Source organism: Nocardia sichangensis (assembly GCF_047200615.1).
Taxonomy (GTDB): domain Bacteria; phylum Actinomycetota; class Actinomycetes; order Mycobacteriales; family Mycobacteriaceae; genus Nocardia; species Nocardia sichangensis.
In genome coordinates, this window is record NZ_JBJZOK010000010.1 from 44315 (window position 1) to 58268 (window position 13954).

The following is a 13954-nucleotide window of genomic DNA, read 5'->3' on the forward strand; positions in this document are numbered from 1 at the left end:
GCGTCGGTGCTCCGCACAGGAGGAACCACTCGACATGGACTCGTCAACCGCTGGTACGGCTGTCGCGGAACAGGATTCCGCCGTCCAGACCGCCCTGATCCAGCTCTTCGGCCCCGAAGGCAGACCGGATCCCTACCGCCCGGCCCGGGTGCTGCGCGAGGCGGGCCGCCTGCACCAGACCCCCTTGGGCCACTACGTGCTCACCCGCTACGAGGACTGCGCCGCCGTCCTGTCGACCACCGCGTGGAGCCACGCGGAGGAGGCGGCGATGATGCATCCGACGGTGTCGCCGGAGGACGCGCCCGAGGAGTTGCCCACCTCGTTCCTGTGGATGGAGCCGCCGGACCACACCCGGTTGCGCAACCTCGTGACCAAGGGCTTCACCCCGCGCATGGTGACCAGGCTGCGTCCGCGAATCCAGGAACTCACCGAGCAACTGGTCGACAAGGCCATGGAGGCAGGCGAATTCGACCTCGTCGAGATGATCGCCTACCCGCTGCCGCTGATCATCGCGTGCGAGCTGATCGGGGTGCCGCCGGAGGCCTACGACCAGGTCCACCAGTGGTCGCAGGATTTGGCGCGTGGCTTCGACCACGATCACACGCTGCCGGAGGAGGCGCTGAAGGCGCGCAGCGCGGCCTCGCGTGGATTCATGGGCTACTTCCGCGAGTTGCTGAACCAGCGCCGCCGCGACCCGAAGGACGACCTGCTCAGCGCGCTGTCCCAGGTGGAGGATCGCGGGGACGTGCTCACCGAACAGGAGCTGCTCGCCACCTGCATCACCACGTTCGTGGCCGGGCACGAGACCACGGCCAACCTGATCGGCACCGGTTCGTTGCAGCTGATGCGCAACCCAGAGGCGATCGATACGCTGCGCAAGCGACCGGAACTGGTCGCCTCGGCGCCCGACGAACTCTTGCGCCTGGAACCGTCGGTCCAGATCACCACGCGTGCCGCGACCCGCCCGATCACGCTGGCCGGGCACGACTTCGAGCCGGGCGAAGGCGTGGTGGTGCTGATCAATTCGGCCAATCGCGACGACGCGGCCTACGCCGACGCCGATCGCATCGACGTCGCCCGGTACGCGGACCCGATGAACCCGGCCAAGAAGCATCTCGGCTTCAGCCTGGGGATCCACTACTGCCTCGGCGCGCCGCTGGCGCTGCTGGAGATGGAAGTGCTGCTGGAGGTGCTGTTGCGGAAGGTTCGCGACATCGAGGCGCTGTCGGACACGCCACCGTACAAGCCGAATGTCGTGATACGCGGGTTGGCGGCGCTGCCGACTCGTTTCACCGCCGTGTGAGCCCGGCGCCATCGGGCCGGACCCGGCCCGATGGCAACACGGTCAGCTGCCGACCACCTCGATCTTCGCTTCGTCGACCTTGATGTTCTGGTCGGTCGGGTTGCCCTGGGGTTTCACGGTGATGCGCGACTTCTCGACGCCCGCGGACTCGAGTTCCGCCGCGATGTTGTCGCCCCGGGCCTTGGCCACGGATTTGGCGGTGGCGGGGTTCTCGTCCTGGGCGTAGGTCGTGATCTCCACCTTGGCATCGTTGCCTTTCAACGGGACCGCCACCACTTTGATGGTGGCGACGTCCGTCCCGCTGAGGTCGGAGCTGCCGCTGTCGAAGGTGATCGGCGCGGCGGCCAGCGCCGCGTTGATCGCGTCCTGGATCACCTGCTGCGCGGTGTTCAGGCCCGAACGCACTGCCGAGGACGCCGTCGCGGCCAGGCTGCTGCGCAGGGGGTGGGTCTGCTCGGTCGTCGTCGCCGAAGAGTTCGAGCCGTCGTCGGACCCGCACGCCGCGGTCACGAGCAGCGCGACGGCCACAGCGGCGATTCCACTGACGCTTTTCTTGGAAATCATCTGCCTACTCCTGTTTCGGTGGAGAAATCCCGTATGCGCCATTCGGTGCGATGCGTGGAATTGCCCGGGAACAGGCCCGCACGCATACGTCTGTCCAATGCTGTCGGTGCACTCGATCCTTGCACAGGCACGCGGCCCCGGAGTGCCGTTTCGCGGGTCGCCGCATTTCCCGGTCACGAGCGGCGCAATTGTTGCCGGAATGTGCGCGAGTCGCCATGAGCGCGGCGTAGCGTCGATTCGGCGAAATGCGGGAGTTCTCCCGGCCGGGCGACGACCGGTTCGGGAGGGGCCGGACGTCGAGACGAAGCGGACCAGTCGCGCGAATCGGCCCTTCGCGGCCGGATGAGCAGAGGAAGTGAATCGCGGTGCGGTCGGTGAAGTTATCCGTGGCATTGGCCCGGGAAGTCTCGCTGGCACGGAGCCGGGCAGCGACCGGATGGCTGCGCGGAACGCCCCAGGGCCGCACCGTGCGCCGGATGATCGATGGCTTGGCGGAGGTCCAGATCGTCGATCGGTCGATGGTGCTCGCCGCGCAGATCTTCACCTCGGTGCTGCCGGTGATCATCGCCGCGTCCGTCTTCAGCGGGTGGCATGCGGCGGCGGAGACGATCAACGACCAGTTCGGGTTCGATTCCGGCTCGCTGGGCGCCGAAACCGGCGCGAGTTCGGACGATCCGACGCTGGCGGCCTTCGGCGTGGTCGGACTGCTCATGGTCGTGCTCGGCGGGACCTCGTTCGCGCGCGCGCTCGCTCGCGTCTACGCGGCGGTATGGAAGGTGCCGACCCTTGGCCCCCGCGATGCGTGGCGCTGGCTCGCCGCGCTGCTCGCCGTCGCGATCGCGGTGGCGCTGGTGGGGCAGACCAGGGAGCTCACGCGAATCCGGTACGCGGGTGGACCGCTCGCCCTGGCGGGTGAGCTGGTCGTCTGGGCTTGCGTCTGGACGGTCGCGCCTTTCCTGCTCACGAAGGGAGCGCTGACCGGGCGGCCGTTGTGGGTGTCCGGAGTGCTCACTGCGGCCGGTCTGACCGCGATGCACGCGGTGGGGCGGGTGGTGCTGCCGCGAACCACGGCGAACGCCGAAGCGCACTTCGGTCCGCTCGGCCTGGCCTTCACCACGGTCAGTTGGCTTTTCGTCCTGTCGATGGTGATCGTGGGCGCGGCAGCGGTCGTCAAGGCGCTCGCTCTGGACGAGACCGCCGTCGGTCGATTTCTGCGCGGTCCGCAGCAGAACGGCGCGTGATGCGGCAGGCAGCTCGCTCTTCCCGAAAACCTCTGTGTATCAGGCCTTCTCGGTGAGTTACCAGTCGACCTCGCCGAGTTCGTGCAGCCTGCGGAAGACCAGCATCGAGCCGGGCGCGACGTGGTCCATGGCGGCGTACTCGCGCACGGTGAAGTAGCGCAGTTCGGCGATCTCGCTGGTGGGTCGCGGCTCCCCGTCGAGTTCCGCGGTGAAACAGGTCATGTGCAGCTGGGTGCCAGGGGAGTGCCCGTACGCCTCGGCCCGGAACACGCCGAGTTCGTCGTAGGCGACGACGCCGACGCCGAGTTCTTCGCGCACCTCGCGGTGCAATGCCGCCTCGGGCGTCTCGCCCGGGTCGATCTTGCCGCCGGCCATGTAGAAGACGTCCTTGCCCACCGAGCGCGCCTGTAGCAGGCGGCGATCCCGGACATGGGCCAGAGCGGCGGTGCGAATCACCGGCCCACTGTACTGAGCGGACCGAACGCGACGTCAACCGGATTTCCGGCGGTTCGTGCCGCTCAGTGCTCGAGCACGGCGCGGTGCAGGAGCTCGCCGATGCGCCGGTGGATCAGCGCGGTGTCGTCACCGTCGGCGACGAACTCCAGGAACAGCGCCGCACCGGCCGCCAGCGCGATGACGGCCCTGGCATCCAGTTCGGATCGCGCACGCGATTCGGTGTCGCCCGCGGCGAACAGCGCGGCCGCGGGGGTGCTGAATCCGGCCCACAGCCGGTCGCGCAATTGCCGATCGCGATCGAGCGCGGTCAGCAGGCCGGGCACGGCCGCGCGAACATCGTCCCGCGCGAACAGTTCCCGGCTGCCGCGCAGCACCCACTCGATCCATCCCTTCCGATCGGTTCCCTCGAACGGGCCCAGATCCGGCGTCTCACCGAGGACGGCGTGCAGCACCAGTTCGGCCTTCGATTGCCAGCGGCGACCGATGGACGCCCGGCCGACCCCCGCGCGTGCCGCCACCGCCCGCACACTCAACTCGTCCCAACCCACCTCGACCAGCATCTCCCGCACGGTCGCCAGCACGCGCTGCTCGACCGACTCGTCCCGGGGCCGGCCCGCGCTCCGGGTCGCCGACTGCGGGTCCTGCGCCGTTTCGCCCATGCCGCTTCCTGACCTCCATTACGATGCCACTGGCATCGAATTTGTACCGATGCTTCCGATGTGCGGCCATTGTCGCGTGTGCCGTGGGCGCGGCGGCGGTGGACCGGACGGCGGAACCCGTGGTGACGAAGGAATGAGATGGGCGGACCGAAAGACATACCGGCTGATACCGGCTCGGCGGCCCGAGCGGCGAGCGCGTGTACGACCGGAAGCGACGAGGGGTAGCCGTATGCGAATCGCGGTCACCGGCGGCACCGGCTATCTCGGTGCGCACACCGTTTCCGCACTATTGCGGGACGGGCATCAGGTCGTTCTGCTGGTCCATCCGAGTGAGTCCCTCGCCGCGGTGGTCGGCATGTTCGACGCCAGGCCGGACATGCTCTCCGTGCTGCCCGGTGACATCAGGGACCCGCAGACCGTGGAGAAGTTGCTCGTCGGATGCGACGCCGTTCTGCACGCGGCAGGCGTGGTCGGCACCGACAACCGGCGCGAGCAGTTGATGTGGGAAGTCAACGCGGACGCCACTGCGATGGTGCTCGCCCGAGCGACGGCGCTCGGGCTGGACCCGATCGTGCACGTGGCCAGCTACAGCGCACTGTTTCCCAGCCCCGATCCGGTCATCACGCCGGACAGCCCCACCGCGCCGGGTCGCAGCGCCTACGGCCGTACCAAGTCGGCCGCCGATCGGATCGCGCGGGCGTTGCAGGCCACCGGCGCTCCGGTGGTGATCACCTATCCGTCCAGCGTCGTCGGCCCCGGTCTCGGGGCGCAGGCCGGGATCACCTCCGACGGTTGGGGCGCCATCCTGCGAGCCCGCGTCGCTCCGCGAATCCGGGGCGGGATGCAGATGATCGACGTCCGGGACGTAGCCGCCGTGCACGCCGCCGTCATGCGCCCCGGTCTCGGACCGAGGCGCTATCTGTGCGGCGGTCACCTGGTGGCCTTCGACGAGATCGTCGATATTTTGGAAAGCGCCGCCGGGCAACGGATCCGCCGGATACCGGTGCCGAAGGCCGCCCTGCTGGGAATCGGACGGCTCACCGACGCCGCCGCCCGATTCCTCCCGATCAGCGCGGGCCTCAGCTACGAGGCGGCGTGGTTGCTGACCACCGCCACGCCGACCGACGACTCCCGCACGCTGGCCGATCTCGACCTGCGCTGGCGGCCCATCCGGGACGCCATCATCGAATCCGTGCGCCGCGAAACCGATTCCCACACCTGATGCGGCACGGGCCGGTCGGACCAGTTCCCGGCGGTCATGTGCTCGCCGGAGGCGGCATCACGCGACGGCGGTTCCCTCGAGCTCGACCAACTGGCCCGGGATCGCCAGCCGTGTGACCCCGAGCATCGTGGTGGTCGGTGCCACCCCGGAAGCACCCAACCTCGACGCCAGCACACCGTAGTGCTGGAAAAGCAGATCGACGTCGGTGGTGTAGACGTTGAGCCGGACGAGGTTCGCGAGAGACATGTCGGCCTCGCCCAGCACGGCCTCCAGGTTGTCGAGGCTCAGCGCCAACTGCGCCGCCATGTCACCGTCATGCTGGGGCTTGCCGTCGCCGCTCATCGCGGTTTGCCCGGAGCAGTACAGGGTCCGGGTGTGCCCGCAGACGAGTTCGCCCTGGTTGAATCCCATCTCCACCGACCACGTCACCGGGTTGACTGCCGTTCGTTCCGCTACCACATCAGCTCCATTCGATTTCGAAGTACGGACGTCCTGTCGGCCCGGTAGCCGCTGTCCGTGACGCCGTGGTGCTGAGCCTCCCAGCGAATCACGACATCCTGTGTCGTGTATTCGTTAGAGTTTTCGTATGCGCGCCGACCGGTTGGTCTCGCTGGTGCTACTGCTGCGCCAGCGCGGTCGGCTTACTGCGGCCGAGCTGGCCGACGAGCTGGAGGTGTCCACCCGCACCGTGTTGCGCGACATCGAGGCGCTGTCCGCGGCGGGTGTCCCGGTCTACGCCGAACGCGGCCGACACGGCGGTTACGCGTTGTTACCCGGGTTTCGGACCGAGCTCACCGGGCTGAACCACGACGAGGCGCTTGCCCTGCTGATCGCCGGATCACGTCGCGGCGCGCAGGCATTCGGCCTCGGCTCGGCGCTTGCTTCGGCGATGCTCAAGGTGATCGACGCGCTACCCGAAAGCTATCGGGACACCGCGGCTGACGTGGCCGAGCGATTGCTCGTCGACCCGCAGACCGATCTGCTGTCGCGTCGGCTGATCGCTGAGGAAGTGCCCGACACCATATCGGCGGAGATCCGGCGCGCGGTGCTCGCCGGACACAAGCTGCGCATCCACTACGCGGCCGTGGACCAGACCCCGAAGTGGCGCACGGTGGACCCGATCGGCCTGGTCATCGTTCGCGACCAGGGCTACCTGCTGGCCACGAGATCTGGCGCGGACCGCACCTACCGGCTGTCGCGGGTGCTGGCTGCGAAGGAACTCTCCGAACCGGCACAGCGACCAGGCCGGGTCGATCTGGACCGGGCGTGGCAGGAACGCAGCACGCGGTTCCGGACCGGCGGAGACCGAATCGCCGTGCTGGTACGGGTGAACCCAGCCCGGCGGGAGGAACTGGTGAGCACCGCACTGGCCGTCCGCGCCGAGGAAACCGACACAAACGGCTGGCTGCGGCTGGAGGTGATCTTCCAAGACTCGCGACACGCCGAATGGGCGCTGTGGCAGCTCACCACAGACGCGGAAGCACTGGCCCCGCAGTCGTTGCGCACTTCCCTTCGCCACCGCGCCGCCGCGATCGCCACCTACTACGGGGAGTCATCTTGAGAGTCGTCGCCTGCTGACGTCACCTCGGTGAGTATCGCGATCCGCTCGCCGCAGGCACGGGCGACCGCCGTCGGCCCACTGTCGGCAGACCGACGTCCTTCGGCGTGATCTGGCCCTAGGGGTGCGGAGGAAGTGGCGCAGCTGGGCGCGCCGGGACAGATGTGCGGGCCGTAGCTGAAAGCCAAGTGCCGGTTGGCCGTCGAGCGGGAGAAGTCGAAGTCTTCGGCGTCCTCTTCCTTGGTCATCGGCGATGCCCAACCGCCGCTCGCCACTTCGGCGAGCGCGGCGGCGGCGCGGCGGGGCTGACGTTGTCGTGGAACATCGGGGTCTCGATGTACCCGGGACTCACCAACCGCTTCAGTATGGGACCTGCACGAAGTCCGCCAGTTCGCGGACCTCTGCGGTCAGCGTCCTCCGCTTCTCGATCATTCCTGCGAGGATGTCACGCGCAAACCGTTGTTTCACAAGCCATTCCGGCAGCTCCCGCCGGATCTGCTGAAGCACGGCGAGCGCTTCCGGGTACTGCCGCATAGCCGCGTGTGCTGCTGCAATGTCGAGCCGATGACGCTGCCACGGCCACGGCAGGGGGTACTTCGTCCCCGCCAGTTGCGCACCGATCGCCAGCGCCACTTGCGGTTTGTCGACGACCATCGCGTTCTCTGCCGCCAACATCTGCACGGTGACCGGGCCGAATGCGTGCAGCAGGCCGTCTTTGGAGTCGTGTTCACCGTGACGGATCGCCATCCCGGCTACGCGGGCGAACGCGAGCGCGTCTTCTGCCTCGCCAGGCCGGTTGTCACGTATCGCCGCTGTGGAGACACGTTGCAACATCAGTCCCCAACCGGCGAGGTCTTCCCGTGATGCCTTCGAGATCCGGCGCGGTTCGAGATCGTCCGCCCACTTAGTTGCAACCTCGCGCGCCTTGGCCAGATCGCCTTTGCGAATCCAGCGCCAGCAATCCGCATCTGCCAACGGCGCAGCAGCACGAAGGTCGGGGGCATCATCGAGTGCCAAGGCGATGGCGTGGTCTGCGGCGTCGAACTGCCAGGTCAGGCACATTTGCCATGCCACCATCTGGCGAATCCGTGATCGTAGTCTGCGTGCATCGGTGGTACCCGAATCCGCAGCAGAAACCAGGTAATCCGCGTCGCGCAACATCGGTACGAGCCGAGGAGCGAGTTCTGTGAACCGACCACCACGGAATAGCGGCTTGACCTCAGCGAATGTCGCACTGACACCGGCGACGGTCGGCGGCTCGCTGAACTCATCAGCCGGGTAGATACCAGCCAGCGCCTGACGGACCTCGGCCCACAACTCGACATCTGTCACGTCTGGATCGGCCGCATCCGGCTTGACGATCAACGCAGATGTTTCGACTCGCAGTGCACTCGCCAGCCGACGCGCCGTCTCAGTTCTCGTCGATTCCTGACCACCCTGCTCCAGAAGCCTGACCAGCTGAACCGATACACCGGAACGTTCTGCAAGCTCCGCCTGAGTGAGCCCACGCCGTTTACGAATACTGCGCAGGCGGTCCCCTAGTTGTGCGCCCATATGCCAACGGTACGTGGGCTCAATTGATTTCGAGAGATTTCCGAATTAGTAGTTTGCAACGCCGCTGCTCACTACTGCCATTGTGGCCATTGAGCCGAGCGCTGACGCTGAATAGGCCCCGACGCCGGGTGCTGCCGGTTCTTCATCCCGGCCCTGCCGGTTGCCGGATTACGAGTAGCCTGCGGTTGGCCTCGGCGTCGGGTGCAAGCCAATCGTTCGAGCGAGGGGAGACGCTTGTGAACTCACAGCAACAGCCTGAGGACACACCGTTGTTGGTATGCGATTTCTATCGGCGAGTGTGCGACCTGCCTGCCGAAGTCCATCCGCCGCACCTGGGGCGCATCACGCTACGCGCGGGCCGGGTGTGCGGCGTGATGATGCCTGCGTTCATCGGCTCGGAAGTAAAAGCGTGGATGCACCGCACGGGCCAGCAATCCGGGCCGGTACTGACGCATCCGCGTTCGCAGCGGTGGACTTTCCTCACCGGGCCGGATCTGCCGGAGGACATTCGGTTGTTCGCGGAGATGTCGCGGTTGGGTGTGTCGATCCTGCGTGCAGGCGAGATCGCGTTGCCCGGTCCGGGTCAGCGGCCAGGTTTGTTCCGGGCGTGGGTGCACCCGCCCCGCGATGCCTACCGGCCATCCGGCCGGGTTGTGGTCGAGGCGATCCGGGGATGCGTCGCCGAGCGTGTGCGGCATCGAGGGCGGGTGATGGCGTATGCCTGAACACACCAACACTGTGGTGCCGCACGGGTGCGCTCCAGCGTGTGGGCCGTGGATCACCGTCGAACAATGCGGCCTGTTCACCTTCCACCACCAGACCGGCGAAATGCTGTCGGTCAAATGCCCGTCGATGATCTGCTTCGGGCAGATGGTGACGGTGGTTCGCGGTCGCATGGCCGACCACGATTCCCCGATGGACATCGCGCTCGGCGGGCAGAAATGCCCGTGGATCGGTATCCGCGTGGTGTTCGATCCCACCCGCTATCCCGACCCCGCCGCCCAGCCTGCGCCGCCGCCAACCCAGCCGCCGCAGGCCGGTCGGTGACCGGGGACCAGGACGCCGAGCGCGCCGACGCCGAACTCGACGTTCTTACCGACGTGATCGGCACGCTGGTAGCCGCCACCACAGACGCGGTGCCCGACGGGATGAGCGACACGACCCGTGTCCGTGTGATGGCGATGGTGGTCTATGAACTGATCAGCAGCGCCCGCGCTGCCGCCGCACCGCACACCGGACGCCTGTATGCCGCACCGGTACTCGATCCGATCATCGACAACATTCCCGCCGCCGACGACATCACCTTTCTGGACCTGTTGATCCCCGCCATCATCGGCCAGCACCTCAACAACACCTGAACCACCCAGACCGCCCCGCACGAAAGGCGCGTCCCCCTGGCTCCTTTGCACCACAGGGAAGCGCGCCACGCGCCGGGGCACCCAAAGGGGAAGGCTGCGCGGACGGGACTCCATCGGTGTGCCCAACCGAACCCGCCCGCCAGCCTTCCCCCGACACGCCGAATTTATTGCGCTACAGCAGCATTCAAACCAGGGTGATCCCTTCACGAAAGGCTCCCATGCAACCCGCAGACGAACCGCACCACTCCATGCACGGCATGACCTCACCTTTGCCGGACGAACCCGACGTGCACCTGATCGTGCGAATGCGCGGCCACCAGCTGCACTACGTGGCGTGCCTGACTGCGGCCCTGGTGTTCCTGTAAGACCAGAGTGTCCGCCGTTGCACCGACGCCGCAGCCGTCGCCAGCGGCGCAACCGACCGGCTGCCCCGGATGCCCTGTGAGCGGCTGTATGTCGAGCGATGATGGCGACACCCCGCCTCCGCACACCGCTTGCCCGGCGACACGTACCGACGTGACACTGTAGTGCTCGAAACCGCGACACGAGACAGCTCGCATGAGGGGAAGGCTTCGCCAGTGGACGACGACCAAATGGGTTTTGATATCGAATTCGACGCCGCAACGGAGGCGTACTTGGATTGGGTTGCGCCGGAACGCATGGAATCGGCCATTCGGAAATTCTTGTCCGACACAGTTCCCGGAGTCGCCGCATACACGGATTCGTGGTGGAAACCGCCGTTGACGTTGCAAATCTTGGAAGCCACACAGAGTCGCTTCCACGACCGCGCAAGATTTTTTTCACCGGAGAACCGGGAAGTCGCAGATGAATTCATTCGATTTTTGGGTGAAGCTTGCGTGCGGCGGCATGCTGGGATGACATGGACGAATAGCCCGGACTCCGGTGCTCCTTTGTATTCCGATTTCGGACCCGCTGTGCACTTTTCTGACAGTGGTCTCGGCTGTGAGCTGATATCACTGGCGGAAGAGTTGTTCATGGAGAATTTCGGCCCCAAAGGGGTTGAATACAGTATTCGCATGGCCGGTAGACCTGCCTGATTCGACTGTAAGTGGGGGGCGACAGTGCCCGATGAGTACGATGCCATCCGGCGGCGATTGACCAACTATGAAAAGGGCCTGTACTTCGAACTGGGACGAGCGCAGATCCGGGGCGAGACTCGCGAACGCGGCTGGGTCCGTCAATTCGCAATCAGAATCGGAAAGAGTGTTCGCGTACTAGATTCCGCACGCACTCAGGGCAGGGGCGCAAACGGTGTCGAACGGAAATCGGGACGCGTCAACGAGCGAGAAACGCTCAGGCAACTGAAGACTGAACGCACGGCACTTCAGGCAGGAATACTTACCCAAAGCCGATGGGAGACTGTTTCTGGGGAACAGGTGCCACGCTCCGTCCTCGAATACATGCGCGAAATAGCCCAGGAGTTCCCGGGCAGGTTTCAGCACGAAGTAGTTTCGAGGTCGGATGCACTTCGCGCGATGCAGCTCGGGCAGTCGCTGGTATCTCAACAATTGGAACTGATCCGGCCGTACGAGCTGCAACGGGCCGATCGGGCGCGGGAACGGCTGGCGAAGATTCGCCAGATCGTGCGGGCGCAAGAACGAGCCGAAAAATTCCGGAAGATCCAGCAATTCCGCGAAGCTGCCGCGCGTGGCCGGGCGGATGCCCCGCATCAGGTCGAACGCGACCGGCAAGCCCGTGTAGAGGCCGAGCGATCCCGGCAGGCACGCCAGACGCCGGAAACCGAGCGGGCACGCATCGAACGAGAAGCCGCCGAACGGGTGGCGCAGGAATTCCCGGTACCCAGCCAGTACCAGGAACGCGAAACCGCCGACACCGCAGAACAAGCGGCCCGCGAAGCGGCCGACGCCGCCACGGTGGAGCGCGAAGCGGCCGAGGCACGCGCGGCAGCAGCCGAGAAGGAACGCGAAGCGGCGTTCAAGGCGCTGGACGAGGCGAGGAACGCCGCGTTCAAGGAGCTGGACGAGAAAGGCCGTCTGTCGGAGGTCGAACGACTTCTGTGGTTGGGACAGGCGCAGCACCCACAAGCGGCGGTGCGGCAGCCGCCCGGTCACGCGCCGGGCGTGGCGCGTGGCGGCACCGGACACGGACAAGACCGCGCACGCGGAATAACTCGTGACCGATAACGTGGGCAGACCGATGCCCGACGTGCGCCGAACCTGGCGGGGTACGCCTGACCACCGCCACGCCGACCCACGCACCCCGGCAGAACTCGGCCTGCTCTGGCGGCCCATCCGGAAAGCCATCATCGAATCAATGCGACGCGAACGGGTTCCCGCCCGTGACGGGGTTCGGTCCGGTCAGATCATTTCCCGGGAAATGGCCGCGACCAAACCGCCATCGATGATCAGATCCTGCCCGTTGACGTAGGACGCCTCGGCGGACGCGAGGAATGCCACGGCGTCGGCCACGTCCTCGGCGGTGCCGAGTCGGCGGCTCGCCACTTCGGCGAGCACGGCGGTGTGCGCGTCGGGGCTGACGTTGTCGTGGAACATCGGAGTCTCGATATAGCCGGGGCTCACCGAGTTCACCCGGATCCCTCGGGGGCCCAGCTCCGCCGCGAGGCTGCGGGCCAGGTTGTGCACGGCCGCCTTGGTGGCCGCGTACAGCGACGCGCCAGGCAGGCCGCGGTGCAGGGTCCACGACGCGTTGATGACGATCGCCGCGTGCACCGAAAGCAGCGGCAGCGCCTTCTGGACGGTGAAGAACACGCCCTTGAAGTTGATGTCCACGACGCGCGCGAACTCGTCTTCGCTGATCTCGGCGTTCGGCCGGAAGGACGCGACGCCCGCGTTGGCGAACACGACGTCCAATCGGCCGTGCCGGTCGCGGACGGCGGCGGTGAGCGCGTCGAGATCGGCCGAGCGCGCCGCGTCGGCCTGGACCGCGAGCACCCGGTCGCCGCCGCGCAGTGCGTCGACCGCCGCGTCCAGTCTGGCCTTGTCCCGGCCGGTGATGACCACCTGTGCGCCTTCGGCGAGCAGCCGTCGTGCGGTGGCCAGCCCCATGCCGCTCGAGCCGCCGGTGACGAGTGCGATCTTGCCGCCGAATCGGGAGATGTTGTGCGTCATGGGAATCAGCGTGCCGAAGGTCCGGGCGGGCGAACAGTGTCCAGTCCACCTAGGTGTGGCGCCACCAGGCTGCGGTCACCCTGGGGCGGTGAGCGCGACGCGCATCAGATCCTCCACCCGCTCCGCGCTCTCCGGCTGCGGGTTGTAGAGCACCAGGAACCAGCCGGGGTGGTCGGCCACCGCGAGGGTGGTCGTGTCGAACACCAGGTCGCCGGCGTCGGGATGGCGTACCGCCTTCACGGCCTGGACGGCGGCGTCCACGTCGTGGCGGGCCCACAACCGGGCGAATTCTGGGCTCGCGGCGCTGAGTTCGCCGACCACCCGGCCGAATTCCGGATCGTCGGGAGCGTAGGCGGCGTCGGCGCGGAAAGCGGCCACGACGGCGGGCGCGATCGCGGTCCAAGCCACGTGCATGCCGCGATACCGGGGGTTGCGGAAGAAGGAGACCAGGCAGTTGTGGTCGGCGGCGGTGAATCCGAAGACGGTGCGCGCCATGTCGTTGACCGCGAGCAGATTCCAGTAGCGGTCCCGCAGCACGGCGGGCCGCGCTCCCCAAGCGTCGAGCAGTCGGCGCAACTGTGGGGTGACCTCGGCGTCACGCGCCGGGCCCGGCGGCGGCGGATTGAGACCGGCGAGCAGATACAGATGCCGTCGCTCCGGGCCCGACAGGCGCAGCGCCGCGCCGACGGCGTCCAGCACCTCCGCCGACACCGTGATGTCGCGTCCCTGCTCCAGCCACGTGTACCAGGAGACGCCGACCCCGGCGAGCATCGCGACCTCCTCCCGCCGCAGGCCGGGCGTCCGCCGCTTGCCCACGGTCGGCAGACCGACGTCGCGCGGCGTGAGCCTGGCTCTGCGGGTGCGGAGGAAGTCGCGCAGCTGCGCGCGCCGGTGCGGCGCCGGGGAATCACTGGCCATGGGCACGGTAA

The 13954-nt window shown here is 67.2% G+C and carries 17 protein-coding genes; 9 read left to right on the forward strand and 8 right to left on the reverse strand.

The genetic code is table 11. The annotated features are described in order from the left end of the window. The first annotated feature begins 34 nt into the window (after positions 1 to 34). Positions 35 to 1303, forward strand: coding sequence for a cytochrome P450 (locus ACL03I_RS15945; protein WP_355076514.1), 1269 nt, complete (start codon positions 35 to 37; stop codon positions 1301 to 1303). 42 nt (positions 1304 to 1345) lie between these two features. On the opposite strand, the gene ACL03I_RS15950 is transcribed toward ACL03I_RS15945, so the two are convergent. After that, positions 1346 to 1867, reverse strand: a complete 522-nt coding sequence (locus ACL03I_RS15950) for an OmpA family protein (protein WP_412806317.1) — start codon at positions 1865 to 1867, stop codon at positions 1346 to 1348. A 365-nt stretch (positions 1868 to 2232) separates the two neighbouring features. Between ACL03I_RS15950 and ACL03I_RS15955 the strand changes: the two genes are divergently transcribed. Next, positions 2233 to 3108: a hypothetical protein gene (locus ACL03I_RS15955; RefSeq protein ID WP_355076511.1), complete on the forward strand. Its 876-nt coding sequence runs from the start codon at positions 2233 to 2235 to the stop codon at positions 3106 to 3108. 57 nt (positions 3109 to 3165) lie between these two features. On the opposite strand, the gene ACL03I_RS15960 is transcribed toward ACL03I_RS15955, so the two are convergent. Beyond that, positions 3166 to 3564, reverse strand: coding sequence for an NUDIX hydrolase (locus tag ACL03I_RS15960; protein WP_355076509.1), 399 nt, complete (start codon positions 3562 to 3564; stop codon positions 3166 to 3168). A gap of 62 nt (positions 3565 to 3626) precedes the next feature. After that, entirely contained in the window at positions 3627 to 4223 is a 597-nt protein-coding gene (locus tag ACL03I_RS15965; RefSeq protein WP_364435583.1) for a TetR/AcrR family transcriptional regulator, read from the reverse strand. Between the two features lie 229 nt (positions 4224 to 4452). Between ACL03I_RS15965 and ACL03I_RS15970 the strand changes: the two genes are divergently transcribed. Next, positions 4453 to 5445: an NAD-dependent epimerase/dehydratase family protein gene (locus ACL03I_RS15970; protein ID WP_412806318.1), complete on the forward strand. Its 993-nt coding sequence runs from the start codon at positions 4453 to 4455 to the stop codon at positions 5443 to 5445. Positions 5446 to 5502: 57 nt separating this feature from the next. Here ACL03I_RS15970 and ACL03I_RS15975 read toward each other — a convergent pair whose 3' ends face one another. Continuing rightward, the gene (locus tag ACL03I_RS15975; protein ID WP_412806430.1) at positions 5503 to 5856 is read right to left on the reverse strand and encodes a RidA family protein; all 354 of its coding nucleotides are present in this window, start codon (positions 5854 to 5856) and stop codon (positions 5503 to 5505) included. A 175-nt stretch (positions 5857 to 6031) separates the two neighbouring features. Here ACL03I_RS15975 and ACL03I_RS15980 point away from each other — a divergent pair, with 175 nt between their 5' ends. Further along, on the forward strand, positions 6032 to 7006 hold the full coding sequence (locus ACL03I_RS15980; RefSeq protein WP_412806319.1) for a helix-turn-helix transcriptional regulator: 975 nt from the start codon (positions 6032 to 6034) through the stop codon (positions 7004 to 7006). Here the strand turns inward: ACL03I_RS15980 and ACL03I_RS15985 are convergent. Both ACL03I_RS15985 and ACL03I_RS15990 read right to left on the reverse strand, forming a co-directional pair. Next, the gene (locus ACL03I_RS15985) at positions 6988 to 7251 is read right to left on the reverse strand and encodes a hypothetical protein (RefSeq protein WP_412806320.1); all 264 of its coding nucleotides are present in this window, start codon (positions 7249 to 7251) and stop codon (positions 6988 to 6990) included. The two genes, ACL03I_RS15980 and ACL03I_RS15985, sit on opposite strands and share 19 nt — an antisense overlap. 112 nt (positions 7252 to 7363) lie before the next feature. Further along, positions 7364 to 8557 (reverse strand): helix-turn-helix domain-containing protein, encoded by a 1194-nt coding sequence (locus ACL03I_RS15990; RefSeq protein ID WP_355076501.1) that lies wholly within the window; start codon positions 8555 to 8557, stop codon positions 7364 to 7366. Positions 8558 to 8793: 236 nt separating this feature from the next. Between ACL03I_RS15990 and ACL03I_RS15995 the strand changes: the two genes are divergently transcribed. From ACL03I_RS15995 to ACL03I_RS16015, 5 genes are all read left to right on the forward strand, one after another. After that, complete coding sequence (locus ACL03I_RS15995) at positions 8794 to 9282, forward strand: DNA-directed RNA polymerase subunit beta (protein ID WP_355076499.1); 489 nt, start codon at positions 8794 to 8796, stop codon at positions 9280 to 9282. After that, positions 9275 to 9604 (forward strand): hypothetical protein, encoded by a 330-nt coding sequence (locus ACL03I_RS16000; protein ID WP_412806321.1) that lies wholly within the window; start codon positions 9275 to 9277, stop codon positions 9602 to 9604. The genes ACL03I_RS15995 and ACL03I_RS16000 overlap by 8 nt, the downstream gene beginning before the upstream one ends. Then, entirely contained in the window at positions 9601 to 9915 is a 315-nt protein-coding gene (locus ACL03I_RS16005; protein ID WP_355076495.1) for a hypothetical protein, read from the forward strand. Before ACL03I_RS16000 ends, ACL03I_RS16005 begins: the two co-directional genes overlap by 4 nt. A 578-nt stretch (positions 9916 to 10493) precedes the next feature. Continuing rightward, the gene (locus ACL03I_RS16010) at positions 10494 to 10973 is read left to right on the forward strand and encodes a hypothetical protein (protein WP_355076493.1); all 480 of its coding nucleotides are present in this window, start codon (positions 10494 to 10496) and stop codon (positions 10971 to 10973) included. Between the two features lie 24 nt (positions 10974 to 10997). After that, a complete protein-coding gene (locus ACL03I_RS16015; protein ID WP_412806322.1) occupies positions 10998 to 12080 on the forward strand; it encodes a hypothetical protein in 1083 nt (360 codons plus the stop codon). A 174-nt stretch (positions 12081 to 12254) separates the two neighbouring features. Here ACL03I_RS16015 and ACL03I_RS16020 read toward each other — a convergent pair whose 3' ends face one another. Together ACL03I_RS16020 and ACL03I_RS16025 are read right to left on the reverse strand one after the other, a co-directional pair. Beyond that, on the reverse strand, positions 12255 to 13025 hold the full coding sequence (locus ACL03I_RS16020) for a glucose 1-dehydrogenase (protein WP_379252726.1): 771 nt from the start codon (positions 13023 to 13025) through the stop codon (positions 12255 to 12257). 75 nt (positions 13026 to 13100) lie between these two features. Then, entirely contained in the window at positions 13101 to 13943 is an 843-nt protein-coding gene (locus tag ACL03I_RS16025; RefSeq protein ID WP_412806323.1) for a helix-turn-helix transcriptional regulator, read from the reverse strand. Positions 13944 to 13954: the final 11 nt, after the last annotated feature.